This window comes from Klebsiella sp. GFKo11 (assembly GCF_056490265.1).
The window spans coordinates 5,616,790-5,639,378 of sequence record NZ_CM151369.1 but is presented as its reverse complement, the minus strand read 5'-3'; the positions used below and the strand labels follow the sequence as shown (position 1 = coordinate 5,639,378).

The 22,589-nt window shown below is 56.2% G+C and carries 18 protein-coding genes; 8 read left to right on the top strand and 10 right to left on the bottom strand.

Annotated elements, in window-relative coordinates; all coding sequences use genetic code 11:
* Positions 1-287 precede the first annotated feature (287 nt).
* Positions 288-1,385, top strand: a complete 1,098-nt coding sequence (gene lptF, locus AC07P6_RS27050) for an LPS export ABC transporter permease LptF (RefSeq protein WP_110276612.1) — start codon at positions 288-290, stop codon at positions 1,383-1,385.
* Entirely contained in the window at positions 1,385-2,467 is a 1,083-nt protein-coding gene (gene lptG / locus AC07P6_RS27045; protein WP_478317105.1) for an LPS export ABC transporter permease LptG, read from the top strand. Before lptF ends, lptG begins: the two co-directional genes overlap by 1 nt.
* Positions 2,468-2,506: 39 nt before the next feature.
* On the opposite strand, the gene AC07P6_RS27040 is transcribed toward lptG, so the two are convergent.
* Positions 2,507-4,006, bottom strand: coding sequence for a helicase HerA-like C-terminal domain-containing protein (locus tag AC07P6_RS27040; RefSeq protein ID WP_478315090.1), 1,500 nt, complete (start codon positions 4,004-4,006; stop codon positions 2,507-2,509).
* Positions 4,007-4,094: 88 nt separating this feature from the next.
* A complete protein-coding gene (locus tag AC07P6_RS27035) occupies positions 4,095-4,916 on the bottom strand; it encodes a TIM barrel protein (protein ID WP_478315089.1) in 822 nt (273 codons plus the stop codon).
* 359 nt (positions 4,917-5,275) lie between these two features.
* On the opposite strand from AC07P6_RS27035, the gene AC07P6_RS27030 reads away from it, so the two are divergent.
* Together AC07P6_RS27030 and iolB are read left to right on the top strand one after the other, a co-directional pair.
* Positions 5,276-6,781: a CoA-acylating methylmalonate-semialdehyde dehydrogenase gene (locus AC07P6_RS27030; RefSeq protein WP_478315088.1), complete on the top strand. Its 1,506-nt coding sequence runs from the start codon at positions 5,276-5,278 to the stop codon at positions 6,779-6,781.
* 18 nt (positions 6,782-6,799) lie between these two features.
* Positions 6,800-7,609 (top strand): 5-deoxy-glucuronate isomerase, encoded by an 810-nt coding sequence (gene iolB, locus AC07P6_RS27025; protein ID WP_478315087.1) that lies wholly within the window; start codon positions 6,800-6,802, stop codon positions 7,607-7,609.
* Between the two features lie 144 nt (positions 7,610-7,753).
* Here the strand turns inward: iolB and AC07P6_RS27020 are convergent, their stop codons facing one another.
* Both AC07P6_RS27020 and AC07P6_RS27015 read right to left on the bottom strand, forming a co-directional pair.
* Complete coding sequence (locus AC07P6_RS27020; RefSeq protein WP_110276618.1) at positions 7,754-8,611, bottom strand: MurR/RpiR family transcriptional regulator; 858 nt, start codon at positions 8,609-8,611, stop codon at positions 7,754-7,756.
* Between the two features lie 151 nt (positions 8,612-8,762).
* The gene (locus AC07P6_RS27015) at positions 8,763-10,676 is read right to left on the bottom strand and encodes a bifunctional 5-dehydro-2-deoxygluconokinase/5-dehydro-2-deoxyphosphogluconate aldolase (RefSeq protein ID WP_478315086.1); all 1,914 of its coding nucleotides are present in this window, start codon (positions 10,674-10,676) and stop codon (positions 8,763-8,765) included.
* A gap of 527 nt (positions 10,677-11,203) precedes the next feature.
* On the opposite strand from AC07P6_RS27015, the gene iolD reads away from it, so the two are divergent.
* The 4 genes from iolD to iolE are packed head-to-tail and all read left to right on the top strand — an operon-like array spanning position 11,204 to position 16,057.
* Positions 11,204-13,144, top strand: coding sequence for a 3D-(3,5/4)-trihydroxycyclohexane-1,2-dione acylhydrolase (decyclizing) (gene iolD, locus AC07P6_RS27010; RefSeq protein ID WP_478315085.1), 1,941 nt, complete (start codon positions 11,204-11,206; stop codon positions 13,142-13,144).
* A 48-nt stretch (positions 13,145-13,192) separates the two neighbouring features.
* Positions 13,193-14,206, top strand: coding sequence for a bifunctional inositol 2-dehydrogenase/D-chiro-inositol 1-dehydrogenase (gene iolG / locus AC07P6_RS27005; protein ID WP_478315084.1), 1,014 nt, complete (start codon positions 13,193-13,195; stop codon positions 14,204-14,206).
* 41 nt (positions 14,207-14,247) lie between these two features.
* Positions 14,248-15,132: a sugar phosphate isomerase/epimerase family protein gene (locus tag AC07P6_RS27000; RefSeq protein WP_478315083.1), complete on the top strand. Its 885-nt coding sequence runs from the start codon at positions 14,248-14,250 to the stop codon at positions 15,130-15,132.
* Positions 15,133-15,157: 25 nt separating this feature from the next.
* Entirely contained in the window at positions 15,158-16,057 is a 900-nt protein-coding gene (iolE, locus tag AC07P6_RS26995) for a myo-inosose-2 dehydratase (protein WP_478315082.1), read from the top strand.
* 341 nt (positions 16,058-16,398) lie between these two features.
* On the opposite strand, the gene AC07P6_RS26990 is transcribed toward iolE, so the two are convergent.
* The 6 genes from AC07P6_RS26990 to ahr all read right to left on the bottom strand — a co-directional run bounded on the left by AC07P6_RS26990 (position 16,399) and on the right by ahr (position 22,566).
* Positions 16,399-17,709: an ABC transporter substrate-binding protein gene (locus tag AC07P6_RS26990; RefSeq protein WP_478315081.1), complete on the bottom strand. Its 1,311-nt coding sequence runs from the start codon at positions 17,707-17,709 to the stop codon at positions 16,399-16,401.
* Positions 17,702-18,775 (bottom strand): ABC transporter ATP-binding protein, encoded by a 1,074-nt coding sequence (locus AC07P6_RS26985; protein WP_304255502.1) that lies wholly within the window; start codon positions 18,773-18,775, stop codon positions 17,702-17,704. Before AC07P6_RS26985 ends, AC07P6_RS26990 begins: the two co-directional genes overlap by 8 nt.
* A 5-nt stretch (positions 18,776-18,780) precedes the next feature.
* On the bottom strand, positions 18,781-19,605 hold the full coding sequence (locus AC07P6_RS26980) for a phosphodiesterase (protein ID WP_478315080.1): 825 nt from the start codon (positions 19,603-19,605) through the stop codon (positions 18,781-18,783).
* A 10-nt stretch (positions 19,606-19,615) separates the two neighbouring features.
* The gene (locus AC07P6_RS26975; RefSeq protein WP_478315079.1) at positions 19,616-20,503 is read right to left on the bottom strand and encodes a carbohydrate ABC transporter permease; all 888 of its coding nucleotides are present in this window, start codon (positions 20,501-20,503) and stop codon (positions 19,616-19,618) included.
* The gene (locus tag AC07P6_RS26970) at positions 20,493-21,365 is read right to left on the bottom strand and encodes a carbohydrate ABC transporter permease (RefSeq protein WP_478315078.1); all 873 of its coding nucleotides are present in this window, start codon (positions 21,363-21,365) and stop codon (positions 20,493-20,495) included. The genes AC07P6_RS26975 and AC07P6_RS26970 overlap by 11 nt, the downstream gene beginning before the upstream one ends.
* Positions 21,366-21,543: 178 nt before the next feature.
* Entirely contained in the window at positions 21,544-22,566 is a 1,023-nt protein-coding gene (gene ahr, locus AC07P6_RS26965) for an NADPH-dependent aldehyde reductase Ahr (protein ID WP_478315077.1), read from the bottom strand.
* Positions 22,567-22,589: the final 23 nt, after the last annotated feature.

Below are 22,589 nucleotides of genomic sequence, written 5' to 3'. Positions count from 1 at the left end.
CTGATGTAAGCTCCGGGGCTTCACAGTCTTGTCGCCTGTCTGCAACTCGAAATCCATAGAGTATAGAAATTGAAAGCTTTCGTAACTCATGTCCGCTGTTGTGGTGACTTCGTGTTAATCTTAACGTTATTACGGCCTTGGTTCGTCAGAAAAGATCCTGATACGCAGAACCAGCAAGTCATTTAATCTTAGCGATGTTTTCGACGACCAAAGAGAATAAATGACGTTTAAGCCATGAAACAAGCTATTTTCCTGCAATAAAACGGGTTTTTACGGGCGTATTTATAGTGATAATCATAAGATATCTGGTTCGTGAGACGCTGAAAAGCCAGTTGGCGATCCTGTTCATCCTGCTACTCATTTTCTTTTGTCAGAAACTGGTCAGGATCCTCGGTGCCGCTGTTGATGGCGATATCCCGACAAATCTGGTGCTCTCGCTGTTAGGGCTGGGCGTACCTGAAATGGCGCAGCTCATTCTGCCCCTGAGTTTATTCCTTGGGCTGCTGATGACGCTGGGCAAACTGTATACCGAAAGTGAAATCACGGTGATGCACGCCTGCGGCCTGAGTAAGGCTGTTCTGGTGAAAGCCGCCATGATCCTCGCACTCTTTACCGGCATCGTCGCGGCAGTCAACGTCATGTGGGCCGGCCCCTGGTCATCTCGTCACCAGGATGAAGTACTGGCGGAGGCGAAAGCCAACCCCGGCATGGCGGCCCTGGCTCAGGGTCAGTTCCAGCAGGCCAGCGACGGTAGCGCGGTGCTGTTTATCGAAAACGTCAACGGCAACCGCTTCAACGATGTCTTCCTTGCGCAACTCAGGCCGAAAGGCAATGCCCGTCCATCGGTGGTGGTGGCGGATACCGGCGAGCTCTCATTGCGTAAAGACGGCTCGCAGGTGGTGACCATGAATCAGGGTACCCGCTTTGAAGGTACCGCGATGCTGCGCGACTTCCGCATTACCGATTTTAAAAATTATCAGGCAGTTGTCGGCCATCAGGCCGTCGCATCTGACCCTAATGATACCGAGCAGATGGACATGCGCACCCTATGGCGTACCGATACCGATCGTGCCCGCGCGGAGCTGCACTGGCGCTTCACCCTGGTGGCGACGGTATTCATTATGGCGCTGATGGTTGTACCGCTCAGCGTGGTCAACCCGCGTCAAGGGCGCGTGCTGTCGATGCTGCCGGCGATGCTGCTGTATCTGGTGTTCTTCCTGCTGCAAACGTCGATTAAATCGAGCGGCGGTAAAGGCAAAATGGACCCGATGCTCTGGATGTGGACGGTCAATCTGCTCTATTTCGCGCTGGCCGTGCTGTTGAACCTGTGGGATACGGTGCCGATGCGCCGCTTCCGTGCCCGTTTTAACAAAGGAGCGGCGTGATGCAGGCGTTTGGCGTACTTGACCGTTATATCGGTAAGACGATTTTCAACACCATCATGATGACGCTGTTCATGCTGGTCTCCCTCTCGGGCATTATCAAGTTTGTTGACCAGCTGAAAAAGGCCGGGCAGGGCAATTATGATGCGTTGGGGGCCGGGATCTACACGATTCTTAGCGTCCCAAAAGATATCCAGATCTTCTTCCCGATGGCGGCATTGCTTGGCGCACTACTGGGGCTGGGGATGCTGGCACAGCGTAGCGAGCTGGTGGTGATGCAGGCTTCCGGCTTTACTCGCTTGCAGGTGGCGCTGTCGGTGATGAAAACCGCTATCCCGCTGGTGCTGCTGACTATGGCGATGGGCGAGTGGGTTGCGCCACAGGGCGAGCAGATGGCGCGTAACTATCGTGCTCAGCAGATGTATGGCGGTTCGCTGCTTTCAACCCAGCAGGGGCTGTGGGCGAAAGATGGTCATAACTTTGTCTATATCGAACGGGTAAAAGGCAGCGATGAGCTGGGCGGCGTGAGCATTTACGCCTTTAACGATCAGCGTCGCTTGCAGTCTGTGCGCTATGCCGCATCGGCGAAGTTTGATACCGAGAATAAGCTCTGGCGTCTGTCTCAGGTGGATGAGTCTAATCTCACTGACCCGAAACAGGTCACCGGTACGCAGATGGTCAGCGGGACCTGGAAAACCAATCTGACGCCGGACAAACTCGGCGTGGTGGCGCTGGACCCGGATGCGCTGTCGATCAGCGGCCTGCATAACTACGTCACCTATCTGAAGTCCAGCGGTCAGGACCCCGGTCGTTATCAGCTCAATATGTGGAGCAAGATCTTCCAGCCGCTGTCGGTGGCGGTGATGATGCTGATGGCGCTGTCGTTTATCTTTGGCCCGCTGCGTAGCGTGGCGATGGGCGTGAGGGTGGTAACCGGGATTAGCTTCGGTTTTATCTTCTACGTGCTGGACCAGATTTTCGGCCCGTTAACTCTGGTCTACGGCATTCCGCCGATAATCGGTGCGCTATTGCCGAGCGCCAGCTTCTTCCTGCTGAGCCTCTGGCTGATGATGCACAAATCCTGATGTTAACGCCCCCTTCCTGAATCAGAAAGGGGGCATTTTTTATCGTTTTCGCCCGCCAAGTAAGCTTCCCAGCATTCCCCTGACTATCTGATTCGTCACCTGACGCACCGCGCTTTTGGCTGCAGTTTGCACGATGCCATCGCGCTTACCTCCGCGTGGCCCGGTGGTGCCGAACAGAATGTCTTTTAACCCGCCGAGAAGGCCGTCATCACTGTTTTGCTGGCCTTTCGCTGGCGGTGCTTCCTGCATGTCAGTGGTAGCCTGTACGCCTTTTTGCAGCATTTCAAACGCCGATTCGCGGTCAATCTCTTCTTCGTATTTGCCATATAGCACCGAGTGATTAATCAGCCCGTTGCGTTCATCGTCGGTGACCGGCCCCATACGTGAACAGGGGGCGATAACCATCGCGCGTTCAACCACTGAGGGGCTGCCTTTTTCATCGAGGAAGGAGATCAGCGCCTCCCCGGTACCCAGCTCTTGGATCGCCTGTTCAGTACTGAATGCCGGGTTGGCGCGCATGGTTTGCGCGGCGGTTTTTACCGCTTTCTGATCTTTTGGCGTAAACGCGCGTAGGGCGTGCTGTACGCGGTTACCCAACTGGCCAAGCACCGCGTCGGGGATATCCGCCGGGTTTTGCGAAACGAAATAAACGCCGACGGCTTTGGAGCGAATCAGGCGGATCACCTGCTCGATTTTGTCCAGCAGCACCTGCGGCGCATCGTTAAACAGCAGATGCGCTTCATCAAAGAAAAAGACCAGTTTTGGCTTTTCCCGATCGCCGGCCTCCGGCAGCCGTTCATAAAGCTCGGAGAGCATCCACAGCAGGCTGGCGGCGTACAGCTTCGGCATCTGGTAGAGCTTCTCGGCGCTGAGGATATTAATCACCCCTTTACCGTTGGCATCGACTCGCATCCAGTCCTGAATATCGAGCATCGGTTCGCCAAAAAAGTGCTCTGCGCCCTGCTGCTCCAGAGTGAGCAGACCGCGCTGAATCGCCCCGACAGAAGCGCTGCTGATATTGCCGTACTGGTTCTGAAACGCTTTGGCATTGTCGCCAATATATTGGGTAATGGCGCGCAGATCTTTGAAGTCGAGCAGCAACAGACCACGATCGTCGGCGATGCGAAAGATAATATTCAGCACCCCGGACTGAACCTCGTTGAGGTTGAGCAGACGGGCCAGCAGCAGCGGTCCGAGGTCAGAAACCGTAGCGCGAACCGGATGACCCTTTTCGCCAAAGATGTCCCAGACCACTACCGGGTTAGCGTGCGGATGCCAGTCCGTCACGCCTATTTTCTCCAGCCGCGCCTGCAGTTTTTCCGAGCTTTGGCCTGATTCGGCAATACCGGTAAGGTCGCCTTTCACATCGGCCATAAACACCGGAACGCCAATTTCTGAGAAAGACTCCGCCAGCTTTTGCAGGGTGACGGTTTTACCGGTCCCGGTGGCGCCGGTAATCAGGCCGTGACGGTTGGCCATCGCGGGCAATAAATGCAGCTGTTTTTCCAGCGTGCGTGCAATCAGCAGAGGTGAACTCATGATCGATTTCTCCATTTATCCTGCTGCGAGTATAGGCAACCTGACCACAAATGGAGGGAGAAATCACACGCGCTGGCATTGACTCACTTCAGGCGCAGTGGCGCTGAATTAAGTCGATGCTCTGTTCTATTTCGCGGCGGATGTCGTCTTCGCTCCAGTTTGCCAGCTCAGGCGAGAAAGGTTCGAAGGCATACACGCCCTGGTAGCCGCGCGCTTCCAGATTCTTCACCTGCTCGCAGCTTTGCAGCTGATCCTTCGGCGTCAGCATGATGCGTTCGTTATCCGTGAGCGTCTCGCGGGGGCGGGTGTCCTCAACGCCGGAAAGATGTACCAGGCCAATCTCTGCCATATCTACCTGAGCGAACTCTTCATCAGCCTGAGGATAAAGATGGTGGTGGAAGGTATCGATCAGCAGCTTAAACGGCACGCGCGCATCGTGAATCAGCGTTTGTGCCTGCGCCGATGAACGCAGCGAACTTTGCGGGAAGCCGAGTGGTTCAACCAGGCCGTGAATACCGTAGAAGGCAAATAACGGCGCCAGATCGCGCAGGGCGTTGAGCGTCTCGCTCGCCGGAACCTCGGTGCCATCATTCAGCGGGCACAGCACCAGCGATTTCGCGCCAACGGCTTTCGCCTCTTTCAACAGCGACTCCGTCAGGCTGCGAACCTCTTCGGTGCGACAGTTGAAAGGGTAGACTGCGTTGATGGTGAGGATCTCAATATGGTAGCGATCCGCCAGTTCACGAACCTGCTGAGGGGTGAGATCGTCGGTCACTTTTCCGCTGGGAAGATCGTTACGTAGCTCGACCTTATTCAACCCCAGGCTGTTCACCAGGCGGAAGAAGGCTTCAATACTGAGTGAGGGGGCGATCTTGCGATTGATACAGAAACGCTGCTGTGCGATAGCCATTTGACTCTCCTGACACAAGATGGATCGGGTTCGTTCGATTGCCCCTTAGTCAAAACGTTTATTCCAAAATTAGCAATGAGTGAAATGGTGGTTTTTTGAGCCGACTCGCAAAATAGTTTCCTGGTGTGTTTTTATGACTTCTGTTTCCAGGACGCTCTACGTCTAATCTCTTTCAGTTGTGGTTTAGCCTGTAAGGCGACATTTTCTTACAAGAAAGTGCGACCACCATCACCAAAATAGAATTTCATTATACGCAAATATTGAAATATTAATTTCATTTTACTACGGTTATAGCACAGCAGATCCAGCAATGGGCCGTACTGCGTTGGCCCCGACACCCCATACTATGAGGCGAGAGCATGACTATCACAGGAAACTTTATTGGCGGGAAAACCGTTACCAGCGGCAGCAATAAGACGATGCCGGTATTCGACCCCGCAACGGGCAAAGTGGTCCGCGAAGTCACGTTATCGACCGCGCAGGAAGTTTCTGATGCCATTCAGGTTGCGCGTGATGCTTTCGAAAGCTGGTCGCGTACCACACCACTGCGCCGCGCCCGCGTGATGTTCAATTTTAAAATGCTGCTTGAACAGCATGCTGAAGAGCTGGCGGGGATTATCGTTAGTGAACACGGTAAAGTGTTCTCTGACGCTATGGGTGAACTGACTCGCGGTATGGAAGTCGTCGAGTTTGCTTGCGGCATTCCGCATCTGATTAAGGGCGAGTTCTCATCAGATGTAGGTACCGGAGTAGACTGTTACTCTCTGATGCAGCCGCTTGGCGTGGTGGCAGGGATCACACCATTTAACTTCCCGGCGATGGTGCCAATGTGGATGTTCCCGCTGGCGCTGGCCTGCGGAAATAGCTTTATCCTCAAGCCGCCGGCCCTGGCGCCTACTGCTGCGGTGCGCATGGCGGAACTGCTGAAGGAAGCGGGCCTGCCGGATGGCGTCTTTAACGTGGTGCACTGCAGCAATGAAGATGCCGAGCAGCTGTATAGGGACCCGCGTATTGCGGCGGTGAGCTTTGTCGGCTCTTCCGGCGTGGCAGAGCATATTTATAAAACGGCCAGCGCTTATGGTAAGCGGGTTCAGGCATTTGGCGCGGCGAAAAACCACGCTATCGTCATGCCGGACGCGGACATTGATGCCACCGTCAATGCCATTATGGGCGGCGCATTTGGTTCCGCAGGCGAGCGCTGCATGGCGCTGCCGGTCGTCGTTGCTGTAGGCGATGAAACGGCAGATAAGCTGATTGCGCGCCTGACGCCGCTGGTGGAATCGCTGAAGGTCGGACCTGGCTGTATGCGCGGCAAAGAAGAGAACGAAATGGGGCCGGTTGTCTCCGACACTCATCAGAAAAAAGTGCTGGGCTATATCGATAAAGGTGCCAGTGAAGGGGCAACGCTGGTCGTCGACGGTCGTAAGCTGCGGGTTCCCGGGTTTGAAGAGGGTTACTACGTTGGCGGAACGCTGTTCGACCACGTGACGCCGGAGATGACTATCTGGCGTGAAGAGATCTTTGGGCCAGTGTTGGGTATTGTTCGCGTGGCGGATTACCACAGTGCGCTTGAGCTGGTGAACAGCCATGAATTCGGCAACGGCAGCGCCGTCTTTACCAGCAACGGCCACACCGCGCGCGAGTTTGTACATGATGTCCAGGCCGGAATGGTCGGGGTCAACGTCCCGGTTCCTGTTCCGATGGCCTTCCACAGTTTTGGCGGCTGGAAACGCTCCGTATTTGGTGCACTGAACGTGCATGGGCCGGATGGTGTGCGTTTCTATACTCGAATGAAAACCGCCACCGTCCGTTGGCCGCAAGGTCAGCAAACCGTATCTGAGTTCAGCATGCCGACGTTAGGTTAATCGGCGAAGGAGAACGCCATGTCTTTACTGGCTAAAGCAAAACAAGAAGGGCAAATCCAACATATCACCCCGCAGAGCGCGGGGTGGCGCTACGTTGGCTTTGATGCCTGGATGTTAAAAAAAGGGCAAACCATTACGCTGGAAAGCAGCGATCGCGAGCTGTGCCTGGTGCTGGTCGCCGGGCTGGCTTCGGTAAAAACCACGAAGGCTGATTTTCCGAATCTCGGCCAGCGTATGTCGCCGTTTGAGCGCACGCCGCCGTGGTCAGTCTATGTGCCGCCGCAGGATAAAGTTGAAGTGACGGCCGATTCCGATCTTGAGCTGGCCGTATGCAGCGCACCGGGTAAAGGCACGCTTCCCGCGCGGGTGATTTCCCCGCAGGATGTGGGTGTGGAGCACCGCGGCAAAGGGCGCAACCAGCGTCTGGTGCACAACATTCTGCCGGACAACGCGCAGGCGGACTGCCTGCTGGTGGTGGAAGTGTATACCGATGAGGGTGCCACCAGCTCATGGCCGTCGCATAAGCACGATACGGCGCTGCCGGGCCAGGAAACCCACCTGGAAGAGACCTATTATCACCGTTTCGATCCGCCGCAGGGTTTTGCGCTCCAGCGCGTTTACACCGATGACCGCAGCCTGGATGCCTGCATGGCCCCTTACAACCACGATGTGGTGATGGTACCGCGAGGCTATCATCCGGTCGCCACCATCGCCGGTTATGACAGCTATTATCTGAACGTCATGGCCGGGCCGGACCGCAAGTGGTTGTTTACCTGGGAAGAGGATCACGCATGGATCAACGGCCCTGAGTATCCTAGCCACGATTGATATCTGTAGATGACAGTCGATGATAAAAAGGCCGGTTAGCGATGCTAACCGGCCTTAAATTTAGCCATTGTTGCCGGCCCGTGAAAATGAGGTTTGGTAGCCCGGGCAGGCACAGCGCGCCGCCCCCGGGAAAAGGCAAAAAACCTAGGCCAGCTGTTTCGTTTCTGAATCTTTGCTGCTGTTTAGCGCCAGAGAAACCGCCAGCGTCTGGGCCAGACACAGCGATGCCACCTGTGAACGGAAACCATCAACCTGCGCCTCGCGCACCACAAAGCACACGTCGCTGAAGGCCGCCAGCGGGCTGACCTGACTGTCGGTAATCGCTATCTGCCGGGCTTTACGCTGAGCGCCGAGCTCAACCAGCTCAACCACTTCACGGGCATAAGGCGAGAAGCTCACTGCGACAACCACATCTTTCGGCCCTACCAGGCTTAACTGCTCGGTGAACATGCCGCCCAGGCCATCGATCAGAAACGCTTTACGATCCAGATGGCGCAGCGCGTAGGTCAGGTAGGAGGCGACGCTAAAGGAACGGCGCAGGCCGATAACGTAGATATTTTCTGCTTCCGCCAGCAATGCCACCGCGCGCTGCAAATCGTCACCGGAGGTCTGCATCGCCAGCTGCTGTAGCGCCTGCGTATTAACCATCGTGAACATATTGAGGATTTCGGTCGGTGTTTCCGGCGGGGAAGAATCATCCGTCGTGGTCTGGCGGAACAGACGGGCACGCTCGGTGTAGTTAGCCGTCTCTTCCATCAGATGCTGCTTGAACATCTGCTTCATTTCGTTAAAGCCGCTGAAACCGAAGGCGTTAGCGAAGCGAATCAGCGTTGAAGGAGGAACGTCAGCTTGTTGCGCGATAGAGGCCACGGTGTCGAAAGCCACGCTATTGCTGTTATCCAGAATATAACGGGCTACTTGTTTCAGGCGTTTGCTTAATGTGTCGTAGCGACGCCTGATTTCATCCTGCAAGATGGTAAGTTGGGTCGGATTATTGGCCATAGATTGCGCTCTAAGAAAATAAAAGGAATATTATTTCCAGTGTATCAAATGAAGCGAATTTTTCATTCGTTGCAATGAAATACGCGATTCATTTCACGAAGATCCAGAAAAAAGCCCGCATCTTCGAGAGAAAATGCGGGCCGGGTCAGAATCAGCCGCGGGCTTTGCGCCAGTAGCCGATAAGCGTGAGGTAGTTACGTTTCACTTCATCAATCAGCGCATCGTCGCTGAGCTCTCCCTGCATCCAGCGGCGTGAAGGTTGGCCAAAGATGGTGCGACCGACGGCAAAGCCTTTGATCATCGGGTGCTTCGCGGCTTCGGCAAAACCAGCGCGCAGACGATCCGATGGCGCATCCAGACCGAGGATCAGGATCCCACGGCACCAGCGGTCTTCACGTTCGATCAGCTTGCTGATTTTCTCCCACTGAGCGCTCGATAGTGGCGGCAGCTTCCACCAGTCTGGCTGAATACCCAACTTATAGAAGTGCTCTAGCATATCGTGGTAATGACGCTCATCTTTATCCGGGCCGTTCTCCGGTAGGATAATTTCCAGCAGCAGTTCATGTCCGGACTTGTTGCATGCCTGCCAGACTTCCATCAGCAGCGCATCCTGCTCGGCGCGCAGCTCAGCCGGGTCAGCCGGATGATAGAAGACCAGGCATTTCACCACGTGCTCCAGCGGCCAGTCGATCAGCTGGGAACCGATGTTGCCGTGTTCCAGGCGCAGCGGGCGCGAGCTCGGCATCTCAATCGGCCGACCGATCCACCAGCCCTTGCCGGTGATGGCATTCAGCGAGCTTTGACCGTAGGTACCGTCGGCGAGGATGCCGCTGCGTCCATCAAGACCGGCTTCTTTAGCTGCGCTTTCCGCGGCCGCCAACAGCAATAGCTTCAGCTGTGGGATGCAGGCGACATCGCGCCCGGTTTCCTGCGCCAGATCTGCCAACTGCTTGCGATGGTCAAAGGCGAAGATGCACAGCTCCGGCCATGCCTGACGGCGGCTGGTGACGCGATGGAGATGGTTGAGACGGTCGTCGATATCCGGGCGCGGAACGGATTCTGCCCGCGACAGGTAATCATCCAGCTCGACTTTGGTTGGCATTGCCGGCGCGCAGCCGTGGCGAGAGACGACCAGCGCACCGCAGGCGTTAGCGTAACGGCAGGCCTGCACCCAGCCTTCATCATTCAGCCAACCGCGCAGCAGGCCGGACATAAAGGCATCGCCAGCGCCCAGCACGTTGAGTACATCGACCCGCACGCCCTGCTGTAACGGTACGCTATCCCAGCTATCAGGAATGGCGCCTTCCAGCACCACGCAGCCCATCGGACCACGTTTGCAAACCAGCGTCGCTTTGGTGGCATTGCGCACGTTTTTCAGCGCCGTGAGAGTGTCGGTGCTGCCTCCGGCAATATGAAACTCTTCTTCTGTACCGACCACCAAATCGAACAGATGTAGCACTTCCTGAAGCTGGCTGGTCACCTGGCCTGATTCAACGAAACGCGTTTCACCATCGCCCAAGGAGGTGAGTCCCCACAGCACCGGACGATAATCGATATCCAGCGCGGTACGCAGGCCGTGGCGGCGAGCATATTCCAGCGCTTTCAGTACCGCTTCACGGGTATTCGCGTGCGAAAGGTGAGTGCCGGTAATCGCCAGCGCCCGGGAAGAGGCAATGTACTCTTCTTTAATATCGTCTGGCGCAAGAGCCATATCAGCGCAGTTATCGCGGTAAAAAATGAGCGGGAACGTCTCCTGATCTTTAATACCCAGCATCACTAACGCCGTCAGACGCTGCTCATCTGTTATTAAATATTCGGTATCGACGCCAGCACGACTCAGCGTTTCACGTAAAAAACGCCCATTATGCTCATCGCCTACGCGAGCGAGCATCGCGGATTTTAATCCCTGAATGGCTGTGCCGAAGGCAACGTTGCCGGAAGAGCCGCCCAGGTATTTAGAAAAACTGGCAACATCTTCTAGCCTCGCGCCAATCTGCTGGGCATAGAGATCGACTGCCACCCGGCCAATACAGATGACGTCGAGTCGCTTTACTGCTGCATTCATAGCTAGGGTTTCCTTTTGCATTTCTGCTGTACGGAAGGGTCGGAATGCCGACAGCGTCTCCGAAAACAGCCTGAGGGTTATTGGTTACCCCTAGTTTGAGAAATAAATATTTCATTTGCAAACTAGATCGAAATTAAAAAACCAAAAATGTGAGGGATCTACCACTATGCCGCGCTGAGCCTCATTCTACTGTGGATCCTGTGCTGTGACTGAAGTTTGCGAGGGTATACGGGTGTCGTGTTTCTTTATCTATGATTTTTAAAGGGATATTAAACGCGAAGCCCCGTTGGTCGGGCGTCACCCCATATGAATAATGGCAATGAAACGGGTGAAATGCATGGAGAGTTTGATCCCTCTCGCAAAATGAAATATTTTTTCTGTATTTCTATTTAATGAAAAAAATGTTTGCCTATAATCCAAAAGTATTCCAGTGACGTTAACGATTTCGCTCTGTCATCAGCCGTATTGTTGCACAGGGTCAAGGCGCTAACCCACACACAAATACTGAACAATAAGGATTGGGCAACATGGGCAAACTGAGACTGACAATGGCGCAGGCGCTGGTGAAGTTCCTGGATAACCAGTACCTGGAAGTTGATGGCGAAGAGCATAAATTCGTAAAAGGCATCTTTGCTATCTTTGGTCACGGCAACGTTCTGGGGCTGGGTCAGGCACTGGAGCAAGACAGCGGTGAAATGCGGGTCTATCAGGGGCGTAACGAGCAAGGGATGGCGCATGCCGCGACCGGTTTTGCCAGACAGTCTCTGCGCCGTCAGATAATTGCCTGCACCTCTTCTATCGGCCCCGGCGCGGCGAACATGATTACCGCTGCTGCAACCGCTACCGCCAACCGTATCCCTCTGCTGCTGCTGCCAGGCGATGTGTTCGCCACTCGCCAGCCGGATCCTGTTTTACAGCAAATTGAACAGAGTCATGACCTGAGCATTACCACCAACGACGCGTTTCGTGCAGTGAGCAAATACTGGGATCGCATTACCCGCCCGGAACAGCTGATGAGCGCCTGCGTGAGCGCGATGCGCGTGCTGACCGACCCGGCGGAAACCGGCACGGTGACGCTCTGCCTGCCGCAGGATGTCCAGGGGGAAGCCTGGGATTATCCAGAGTCCTTCTTCACCCGTCGCGTACATCGTCTTGACCGTCGCCCGGCCAGCGCCGCGCAGTTGGCGGATGCGGTTGCGGCGATTAAAGCCAGCCGTAAGCCGCTAATCGTCTGCGGCGGCGGGGTGAAATACTCCGGTGCAGGTGAGGCGTTGACCCGTTTTGCCGAGCGTTATGGCGTTCCATTTGCCGAAACCCAGGCCGGGAAGGGCAGCGTGGTCTCTTCGCATCCGTTTAACGTTGGCGGCGTCGGTGAAACCGGCTGCCTGGCGGCGAACCTGCTGGCGAAAGAGGCAGATTTAGTGATTGGCCTCGGCACGCGTTTCAGCGATTTCACCACCTCGTCGAAATGGATTTTCCAGCATCCGGGCGTGCGCTTCCTCAATATTAACGTCAGCAACTTCGATGCCTGGAAGCTCGATGGTATTCCGATGCTGGCGGATGCTCGTGAAGCCCTCGACGCCCTGGATGACGCCCTGTCCGGCGACACCTGGCAGGCCGCGTGGGGCGAGCAGATCGAAAGCGTACAGAGCCGCCAGTTGAAAGAGACTCAGCGCGTTTACCAGGCGGTGTGGCAGGAAAAATCTTTTGTACCGGAAATTGACGACCATCTGGATCGTGAGTCGGTGTATCGCGAATTCCGCCAGATAACCGACTCCACCCTGACGCAAAGCAGCGTTCTCGGCGTGTTAAATGAAACGCTACCGGCGGATGCAGTGATTGTGGCGGCGGCGGGAAGCCTGCCGGGAGACCTGCAGCGCGTCTGGCGTAACCGGGCAACCAACACTTATCACGTGGAATACGGCTATTCCTGCATGGGCTATGAAGTCAGCGCCGCGCTGGGTGTGAAGCTGGCGCAGCCGCAAAGTGAGGTCTATTCACTGGTCGGCGACGGCTCGTTCATGATGCTGCACTCCGAGCTGGTGACCTCCCTGCAGGAGCGCGCGAAGATCAATATCGTGCTGCTCGACAACATGGCTAACGGCTGCATTAACAACCTGCAAATGGAACATGGAATGGACAGCTTCGGCACCGAATTCCGCTTCCGCTGCGCCGAGTCTGGTCAGCTGCAGGGCGGCCTGGTACCGGTGGATTTCGCCACCGTCGCCTCCGGCTACGGCTGCAAAACCTGGCGCGTCACGACGCTGGATGAACTACGCCATGCGCTGGATGCCGCGCGCCGCGAAACCGTCAGCACCCTGATCGACATAAAAGTGCTGCCGAAAACCATGGTGCATAAATACGGCAGCTGGTGGAACGTCGGCGTCGCGCAGTCAGCGCTGTCCGAGCGGATCCGCAAAGTGGCCGAAATGATTAATGAAAAACGCGCTCAGGCGCGGGATTACTAAAACAGAACACAAACCCTGAACCCTACAAATCTCGGGAGAAAACCAACTATGTCACTCAAATTAGGTGTCATCGGTGCCGGCGCTATCGGTAAAGAACATATCCGCCGCTGCACTCAGGTATTACAGGGCGCTACGGTGGTAGCGGTTTCGGATATCAACGAAGAGAACGCGCGTGCTTCGGTCGCACTGCCGGGCGTACACGCAGAAGTGTACGCCGACGGCCATGACGTCATTAAAGCCAGCGATGTGGACGCCATTCTGGTCACGTCCTGGGACCCAACCCACGAAGAGTACACTCTGGCCGCTATCGCCGCCGGTAAGCCTGTGTTCTGCGAGAAGCCGCTGGCGATGAGCGCTGAAGGCTGCCGTCGTATTGTTGATGCGGAAATGAAAGCCGGTCGTCGTCTGGTGCAGGTTGGGTTTATGCGCCCTTATGACGAAGGCTATCTGGCGCTGAAAAAAGTGATCGATGACGGTGATATCGGCGCGCCACTGATGCTGCGCTGTGCGCACCGTAACCAGTCAGTGGGCGAGAATTACACCACCGATATGGCGATAACTAACACCCTGATCCACGAACTGGACGTTCTGCGCTGGCTGCTGGACGATGATTATCTTTCGGTGCAGGTGCGCTTCCCGCGCTCGACCTCACACACTCACGCGCGCCTGAAAGACCCGCAGATTGTGTCGTTCGAAACTAAGAAAGGCACCCTGATCGATGTTGAAGTGTTTGTGAACTGCCAGTACGGCTATGACATTCAGTGTGAAGTGGTCGGGGAAACCGGTATTGCTCGCCTGCCTGAGCCGTCAGCGGTGCAGATGCGTAAATCCGCTAACCTGTCGACCGCCATTCTGGTCGACTGGAAAGACCGCTTTATCAAAGCCTATGACGTTGAATTGCAAGCCTTCATCAATGATGTTCAGGCAGGCCAGCTGCATGGCCCATCGGCCTGGGATGGCTATGCTGCATCCGTTGCCGCCGATGCCTGCATCAAGGCACAGAGTACCAGCGAGCCGGTGAAAGTGACGCTACCGGAGTGCCCGGCCTTCTACAAAAGCTAAGCACGCTTCGCTGACGGAATTTCTTTGCACAGGTAACGACGATGAAAATTGCCTTTGATGTTGATGTAATTAAAGACCTCGGGGTCACCCGAATGGTTCACCAGGTGGCGGAGTGGGGCTACAAGTACATTGAGCAATCGCCGCATCCGCAGATCAACCCGTTCTACAAGCACCCGCGTGCCAGCCGGGAGATTATGGCTGAGTACAAGCAGGCGCTGCGTGAAACCGGCGTAGAGCTCTCTTCATTTATCTGCGTTTATCGCTGGTCCGGTCCGGATGAGCTGCGCCGTCAGGCGGCAGTGAAAAACTGGAAACGACTGATCGAAATTGCGGTTGAAATGGGTGTACAGGTGATCAACACCGAGTTCTCCGGCGATCCTAATCAGCCAGAGATTTGCGATGAGATGTTCTATCGCTCCATGGAAGAGCTATTGCCGATTTTCGAACGTGAAGGTATCCGCGTTGAAATCCAGGCGCATCCGTGGGACTTCTGCGAAGAGAACAACGAAACCGTCGATATTGTGAAGTCGTTCCGTAGCGATAACGTTAAGTACGTCTACAGCGTTCCGCATACCTTCTTCTATGACAAAGGTGTGGGTGACGTTGAGAAGATGCTGCGCTACGCGGGAAGCGATCTTTCTCATGTGCTGATTGCTGATACCCGCAACCATACAAAACATTGCCGCTATATCGTTAATCCGCCGGGAGTGGATGCCGTCGTTCACCAGCATGTGGGCGTCGGGGAAGGGGATGTCGATTTCGACGCGCTGTTCCGTACCTTGCGCGATATGAAATTTGCCGAGCAGACCTTCAAGGTCGGTGGTGAGCCGATTGTGGCTACCTCGCTGTTTGGCTACCCGGAAAAAATGAAATACCAGGCAGTGGAAACCCGTGAACTCATCGAACATGAATTGCTGCGCCGATAAGGCGTAGCGGCAGGAGCCCCCTACTATGAACAAAGATAACGTGAAACTGGCTATCGCCCCGATTGGCTGGACTAACGACGACATGCCGGAGCTGGGCAGCGAGAATACTTTCCAGCAAATCGTCAGCGAAATGGCGCTGGCAGGCTTTACCGGTAGTGAAGTTGGCAGCAAATATCCACGCGATCCGGCGGTTCTCAAGCCGATGCTGGATCTCCGCGGTATTCAGATTTGCAACGCCTGGTTTAGTACCTTTTTTGCCGACGGGCAGCGGGAAAAAACCATTGATGAATTCGTCAACCACATGAACTTCCTCCATGCGATGGGTGCAAAAGTGATTGGCTGTTCTGAGCAGAGCGGCAGCATCCAGGGTCTGGAAAAACCGATTCTTGGCAATGCGAAACCGTGCTTCAGCGAACAAGAGTGGCAGCAGGTTGCAGAAGGCTACAACACGCTTGGTCGCCTGGCGGCAGAAAAAGGCATGCAGGTCTGCCTGCACCACCATATGGGCACCGGCATCCAGACGACAGAAGAGATCGACAAGTTTATGTCGCTGGTGGATGACAAAGTCTTCCTGCTGTACGACACCGGCCACGCCTGGTATTCAGAAGGCGGCGAGGAGCCGATGCTGGCGATCCTGAAAAAATATCTGCCGCGCATTAACCACGTGCACCTGAAAGATGTGCGTCCGCCGGTGATTGAGCAGGTGCGCCGCGAAGGGCTCTCTTTCCTCGATGGCGTGAAGAAAGGCACCTTCACCGTTCCGGGTGATGGCGTGATTGATTTCCGTCCGGTGTTCAAACTGCTGGACGAGCATGGCTACAAAGGCTGGATGGTGGTTGAGGCCGAGCAGGATCCGGCGCTGGCTAACCCATTCGAATACGCAGTAAAAGCACGTAAATATATCCGCGAAACGGCAGGAATATAATCGTTGTTTCACTTACAGGCCATACCTCGTATGGCCTGAGACAGATGACAATCCAGGTTTAAAGATTGTGCTCGCGTTTCTGCCGGGCGGCGGCTGACGCCTTGCCCGGCCTACAAAACCCACAATATCAATAAATTGTGCGTTTTTCGTAGGCCCGGTAAGGCGCTAGCCGCCACCGGGCAATTCCAGCCAGGTGCTCTTTGTCAGCAATCTGGCCTGCTTTTTTTCCCGTCCCACATCCTGAATCCTTTCGTAAATTGCTCAACCGCGCTGATCCGAATAAGCTGCGCTGAACTGTCCCCTCTCCCCATCGGGGAGAGGGTTAGGGTGAGGGGAAAGACTTACTTCACTTCTGCCAGCGCGGTCTTATCCACATACGGTTTCATCAGCGCATCGGCTTCTTTCTGCGCCGCCTGCACGACTGCTTCCGGGGTGACTTTTGCATCGTTCACCACAGCCGCCAGCTGGTTTTCCATTGCCTTACGTACGGCAACGGTCTCCCAGGTGGAGTACCACGGATGGGCATACTTTAGCTGTTCCAGAGCAATAGCCGCTCGCGGATCCTGCTGCAAATACGCCTTCATTTCCGGCGTATCGTAGGCGGCCTTGCGCGGCGAGAAGTAGCCGGTAAAACGGCTCCAGGCACCGTTAACCTGCGGGCTAACCAGATACGTCAGGAACTGATACGCCGCTTTCTTTTGCGCATCGTTGATGCCCTTAAAGCTCACCAGGCTGGCACCGCCGATTGGCACTGCCCGCTGCTCTTTGGCCGGTAGCATCGCCACGCCCAGCTCAAAATCTTTGCTGTTCTCGCGCATAAAGCCCAGCGCGCCGGTGCTCAGCATCGCCATCCCGACTTTGCCGGAGAAGAAGCTGGCGCTGATCTGTTTCGAATTCAGCACGCCGGAAGGCATTACCTTGTCTTTATAAACCAGGTTCTGCCAGAAGCGCAGGGCGCCGATGGTGGTCGGCGAGTTGTAATACACTTCGCCCGGATAATCTTCATTAAAGTATTTACCGCCGTTGGCGCGAACCAGCGCCGAGAAGATCCAGCCGCCGTAATCATCGTTAGTCGACGGCAGCATGATCCCCCACTGGCCTTTACTCTCGTCGGTCAGCTTTTTGGCGTCAGCCAGCAGCTCGGCCCAGGTTTGCGGCGGCTGTTTGATCCCGGCCTGATCGAACATCGTTTTGTTGTAATAAAGGATCGGCGTCGAGTTATGGAACGGGATCGCATAGGTGGTACCCATGACCTGGGCGTTTTTATGCATCGCAGGCCAGAACTCCTTCACCAGAAAATCTCCCGCTTTTTGATCGCCATACTGGAACAGTTCGTCCATCGGCAGGATCTCATCTTTCAGCGCCAGATCGGTGGTGAAGTTGGCGGACATAATCACCAGCGCAGGCGGCTGCCCGGCCTTCTGCGCGGATTCGGCTTTGATCTTGGTGGTGTCATAGTTGCCGGTAAAGATCCCGCGCACTTCCACGTCCTGTTGCGACTCGTTGAATTGCTTAATGACGCGGGTCATCTCCATGGTCAGCTTGCCGTCCACCGGCGCTGGAAACATGAAATCGATCTTCTCTTTCGCCAGCGCCGCGCCGCTCAGGGCGAGGCTAAGGCTGACGGTGATGGTCGCCAAGGGCCTAAACATGGTCAATCTCCTGGAGTAAATTATGCTGTTTCTCAGCATGAAAAAGATGAATATCACCGGGCGAAAAGCCGAGGAGCAGTGAATCGCCTTTCTCCGGCACCGCGCCGCGATGGCGGCGGCTAAAGCGTAAAGTGCCGATGGGGGTGCTGACGTGGAGCAGATAATCTGCTCCCATCAGTTCTCGTTGCAGTACGGTGGCAGGCAGGCGCAAATGGCTCTCCTCCACGCGATCGCTGATATGTTCAGGACGAATGCCTAACCATACCTGGGACTCTTCGCGGCAGCGCGGCGGCAGCGGATGACGCTGTTCGCCGAGCAGTACCTCGCCGTCAGCGCAGGGCAGTGAGAGCAGATTCATCGCCGGGGAGCCGATAAACCCGGCAACAAACAGATTGGCCGGGTTGGCGTAGAGATACTCCGGTCGCCCGACCTGCTGCACGAGGCCGCCGTTCATCACCACAATACGGTCGGCCATCGACATCGCTTCCGTCTGGTCGTGAGTCACATAGACGGTGCTGGTTTTGAGCTGCTGGTGGAGGTCCATAATGCTGTCGCGCACTTCGCTGCGCAGGCGGGCATCGAGGTTGGAGAGCGGCTCATCCATCAGGAACAGGCGCGGATTGCGCACAATCGCCCGCGCCATCGCTACCCGCTGCCGTTGGCCGCCGGAAAGTTTCGCCGGTTTGCGCTCCAGCAAGGTATCCAGTTGCAGCATTTGCGCGACTTTATCCACCCGCGGCTGCCAGCTGGTTTTCTCCTCTTTGCGCACCTTCATGCCGAAGGTGATGTTGTCGCGTACCGACAGATGCGGAAACAGGGCATAGTTCTGGAAGATCATCGCGAAATTGCGCTCTCTGGGCGACATTTCGGTGATGTTCTCATCATGCAGCCAGATCTCCCCCTCGCTGACCGGCTCCAGTCCGGCAAGCAGACGCAATAGCGTGCTTTTACCGCAGCCGGACGGGCCTACCAGCACCACGAATTCCCCGTCGTGAATATCCAGCGACAGGGCGCTGAGGGCCGGTTTACCGTCAAACTGTTTACTGATGTTTTGCAGACTAAGCATGGCGATTAGCGATCTTCCGTTGGGCAGCTGATATTTTCGTCGTACATCCACGGTCCGGCGTAGTGGGTCAGCGGATGCTGGTAGCTCACCCACTGTTCGCCCACCTGGCGATGCATCAGGCACGACGCCGGGGAGAGGTCGTAATACGGACGGGTATCTTCATGAAAATAGGGCACCTGGTGGACGGTTCCCGGAATGGTGGAGATGATGGCCTGGCGATACTGCGTCATGGTCAGACTGTGGTTATGGCCGCAGAAAATGCGCGTCAGCGACGGGAAGCGCTCAACCAGCCCCAGCAGACGGTGGCCGTTCTCACAGGCGATAGGGTCCATCTGCGCATTGCCCAGCGGCAGCGGCGGATGATGCATAAACACCGTCGCCGGTTTATCGCCGCCGTCGAACAGCTGGGCTTCCAGCCATTTGATGGTTTCGTCGGTCAACCAGCCTTTCGACGTCCCCGCCCGGCTGGAGTCGATAAACAGCAGGCGAGTGGCAAAGTCATCTACTGCGTAATGCATGTTTTGCGCGTCGGTGCCGAGCTGCGGGCACAGCGGATGCAGGTATTCCAGAAACAGCGCTTTATCGTCATGGTTACCGGGAATGAGATACAGCGGATAGTTCAGGCTGCCGAGGATCTGGCGAGCGGCCTGATACTCTTCCGGGCGGCCGCAGTTGACGATATCGCCGCTCACCACCACCGCATCCGGGCGCTCCTGCAGGGCATTTAGCTGGGAAACCACGTCGGCGTTGGCGGCGTTAACGTCAATAAAGCCGTACAGCTTCTGACCGTGGCTGCGGAAATGAGTATCGGAAATTTGCGCTAACAGCATGAATAACTCCTTATTTGATCCCGGAGAAGCCGAAGCTTCGCAGGAACTGTTTCTGGAAAAGGATGAATGCCAGCATCAGCGGCAGGCAGACCATCAGCGTTCCGGCACCGATGATGCCCCACTGACCACCGGATTCTGCGCCCATGGCGAAAGAGACCAGCCCTACGGTCAGCACCTGTTTATCCGGGTCGTTCAGCATCATTAGCGGCCACAGATATTCGTTCCAGTGGTAGGTAATGCTAACGGTGGCGAAGGCCAGTACCGACGGCCAGGACATCGGCAGCAGCACGCGAAACAGCACCTGCCACCAGCGACAGCCCTCCATCAGCGCCGCCTCCTCCAGCTCTTTAGGAATGGCGAGAAACGCCTGCCGCATCAGGAACACGCCGAACGCCGAGGTGAAGTAGGGCATCATCACCCCGGTAAGGGTATTGAGCAGGCCGAAGGTTTTCAGGGTCAGCATGTTCGGCACCATCATCACCACCGGCATGATCATCAACTGGACGAGGAACATCAGGAATAGCGTCTTCTTGCCGCGAAATTCGTGGCAGGCGAAGACGTAGCCGGCGGTGGTGATGGTCAACAGCTGCACAAAGAAGGTGCCGAAGGCGAAGATAATGGTGTTGGCGTAGAGGCTTAGCCAGTCGGCGCTGGCCCAGGCATCGCGAAAGTTATCCAGCGTCAGCGGTAACCGGGGCAGCAGGGAGGCCATATCCTCGCCGAAGGTAGTGGCGCTGAACGAGGTCGCCAGCATCCATAAAAATGGGCTCACCCACAGTAGCGCCAGGCAGCACATTAATACCGTGAGCGTAAAGGGCTGCGAGCGGCGCAGGCGCAGCCATAGCGGGTGTGATGCGCTTTGTGAACGCAACACCAGCGACGAGATTTCAGCGCTCATAGTGCGCTCCTTTCTCCAGCAGTTTGAGGTTAATCAGCGAGAAGGCGAACAGTCCGGCCAGCGTCAGGAAGGTGGCGGCGGAGGCTTTACCTAAATCATGGGTATCCCAGGCGAGATTCTGGATGTAGTAGAGCAGCACGGTGGTGGCGTTATCCGGCCCGCCGCGGGTCATCACCGCTACGTGGTCGATCTGGGTGATGGAATAAATCAGCGCTGTGGTAATGACGAAGCTCAGGGTCGGGCGCAGCAGCGGCAGCGTCACTTTAAAGAACACCTGCGTTCGGGTAGCGCCTTCCATTATCGCCGCTTCGCGCGTTGATGCCGGGATGCTTTGCAGTCCGGCAAGGAAAAACAGCATGTAGTAACCGGCGAACTTCCATACGCCAATCAGCGACAGCGCCAGCAGCGCGCTATTGCTGCGCCCCAGACAGTTGTTGTTCAACTGGCCGAACAGTCTTGCCAGATAGTGATCAAGCAGGCCGAGGCCGGGCATAAAGATAAACAGCCATAGCGCGGCGGCGCTGACCATCGGGATAATCATCGGGAAGAAGAAGGCGGTGCGCAGCCAGCGGTTGACGCGGTGGTTCTCGGTCAGGGCGACCGCTAGCAGCAGGGCGAGCGTTACGCCCGGCACTACCGTCAGCAGGATATAAAGCAGGTTATTCACCAGCGATTGCCAGAAGACGCTATCGGCGAACAGGCGGCTGAAGTTCTCCAGCCCGACATACTGGCCGCCATCGCTGACCATGCGGGTATCGAACAGGCTGTCATAGACCGAACGCCCCAGCGGGAACCAGGTAAAGAGCAATAAAAACAACAGGGAAGGCGACAGTATCAGCCAGGGCAGCCAGGTTTTTCTCATGGTGGCAGACGTCTCGTTCAGGCGTTTGTAGAAGCCCGGATTTTGAGAAGGATTGACTGCAAAAGGATGGCGGGGAGATGACGGTTTAATGACCAGAGGGCTAAATGCCGGGCACACGGGCCGCCCGGCGGTGAAGTCCTGAGTCAGGAGCGTTCAGGTCACGCCCCTGTCACGGATATCATGAGAAGTCGGCTTTTAGCACCACGCGGTAGCGAGCTTTGCCCTCGCGAACGTGCTTCAGCGCTTCGTTGATTTGCGACATCGGGAACAGCTCGGTGGTCGGCGCGACTTTGCTGCGTCCGGCAAATTTCATCAACTTGCGCAGCTCGGACGGGTTACCGGTAGCCGAACCAGATATGCTGCGGTCGCCACCGATCAGGGTAAAGGCGGGGACCGGGAAAGGCTTCATTACCGCACCGACGGTGTGGAAGTTACCGCCGTACGCCAGCGCTTCAAAGTACGGCTGCCAGTCGAGGTCGACGGCAACGGTGTTGATGATCAGGTCGAACTGCCCGGCCAGCGCTTTTAAGGCTTCAGGATCGCGGCTGTTTACGACGCGATCGGCGCCCATCGCCAGCACTTCCTGCTCTTTCGCTGGGTTTGAACTAAAGGCGGTGACTTCCGCGCCCATCGCGTGCAGCAGCTTGATGGCAATATGGCCGAGGCCGCCAATGCCGATCACCCCGACGCGGCTGTTTGCCGTGACGTGATGCATCAGCAGCGGTTTGAAGACGGTAATGCCGCCGCAGAGCATCGGTCCGGCGGATTCGATATCGATGTTTTCCGGCAGCGGGATCACCCATTGCCAGTCGGCGCGAAGTTTATCGGCAAAGCCGCCGCGGTTAATGATGGTAGGGACCGAGCCTTCCAGACAGTTGATCTGGTTGCCGCTGATGCAGGCATCGCAGTGGCCGCAGCTGCGCGCCGTCCAGCCGATACCTACTTTCTGGCCGATTTTAAGGCCCTTCTCCTGCGCCGCGCTGCCCAGCGCCGCCACGCGACCAATCACCTCGTGACCGGCTACCAGCGGATAGCTCGACATGCCCCATTCGTTGTCGATCATCGACAGGTCAGAGTGACAGATCCCGCAGTACTCCACCTGCACTTCGACATCTTCCGGCTTGAGGTCGCCGGCATCGTACTCCCACAGCGACAGATCGGCGCCCGCTTCTTTGGCGGCGTAACTTTTAATAGTGCTCATGACAGATTCCTTGGGTTTGGCGT

What these genes read in the sequence shown, in the direction of transcription:
- lptG (WP_478317105.1), top strand. Translation starts at nt 1,385, where the DNA reads ATGCAGGCGTTTGGCGTACTTGACCGTTATATCGGTAAGACGATTTTC.
- AC07P6_RS27040 (WP_478315090.1), bottom strand. Translation starts at nt 4,006, where the DNA reads ATGAGTTCACCTCTGCTGATTGCACGCACGCTGGAAAAACAGCTGCAT.
- AC07P6_RS27035 (WP_478315089.1), bottom strand. Translation starts at nt 4,916, where the DNA reads ATGGCTATCGCACAGCAGCGTTTCTGTATCAATCGCAAGATCGCCCCC.
- AC07P6_RS27030 (WP_478315088.1), top strand. Translation starts at nt 5,276, where the DNA reads ATGACTATCACAGGAAACTTTATTGGCGGGAAAACCGTTACCAGCGGC.
- iolB (WP_478315087.1), top strand. Translation starts at nt 6,800, where the DNA reads ATGTCTTTACTGGCTAAAGCAAAACAAGAAGGGCAAATCCAACATATC.
- AC07P6_RS27020 (WP_110276618.1), bottom strand. Translation starts at nt 8,611, where the DNA reads ATGGCCAATAATCCGACCCAACTTACCATCTTGCAGGATGAAATCAGG.
- AC07P6_RS27015 (WP_478315086.1), bottom strand. Translation starts at nt 10,676, where the DNA reads ATGAATGCAGCAGTAAAGCGACTCGACGTCATCTGTATTGGCCGGGTG.
- iolD (WP_478315085.1), top strand. Translation starts at nt 11,204, where the DNA reads ATGGGCAAACTGAGACTGACAATGGCGCAGGCGCTGGTGAAGTTCCTG.
- iolG (WP_478315084.1), top strand. Translation starts at nt 13,193, where the DNA reads ATGTCACTCAAATTAGGTGTCATCGGTGCCGGCGCTATCGGTAAAGAA.
- AC07P6_RS27000 (WP_478315083.1), top strand. Translation starts at nt 14,248, where the DNA reads ATGAAAATTGCCTTTGATGTTGATGTAATTAAAGACCTCGGGGTCACC.
- iolE (WP_478315082.1), top strand. Translation starts at nt 15,158, where the DNA reads ATGAACAAAGATAACGTGAAACTGGCTATCGCCCCGATTGGCTGGACT.
- AC07P6_RS26990 (WP_478315081.1), bottom strand. Translation starts at nt 17,709, where the DNA reads ATGTTTAGGCCCTTGGCGACCATCACCGTCAGCCTTAGCCTCGCCCTG.
- AC07P6_RS26985 (WP_304255502.1), bottom strand. Translation starts at nt 18,775, where the DNA reads ATGCTTAGTCTGCAAAACATCAGTAAACAGTTTGACGGTAAACCGGCC.
- AC07P6_RS26980 (WP_478315080.1), bottom strand. Translation starts at nt 19,605, where the DNA reads ATGCTGTTAGCGCAAATTTCCGATACTCATTTCCGCAGCCACGGTCAG.
- AC07P6_RS26975 (WP_478315079.1), bottom strand. Translation starts at nt 20,503, where the DNA reads ATGAGCGCTGAAATCTCGTCGCTGGTGTTGCGTTCACAAAGCGCATCA.
- AC07P6_RS26970 (WP_478315078.1), bottom strand. Translation starts at nt 21,365, where the DNA reads ATGAGAAAAACCTGGCTGCCCTGGCTGATACTGTCGCCTTCCCTGTTG.
- ahr (WP_478315077.1), bottom strand. Translation starts at nt 22,566, where the DNA reads ATGAGCACTATTAAAAGTTACGCCGCCAAAGAAGCGGGCGCCGATCTG.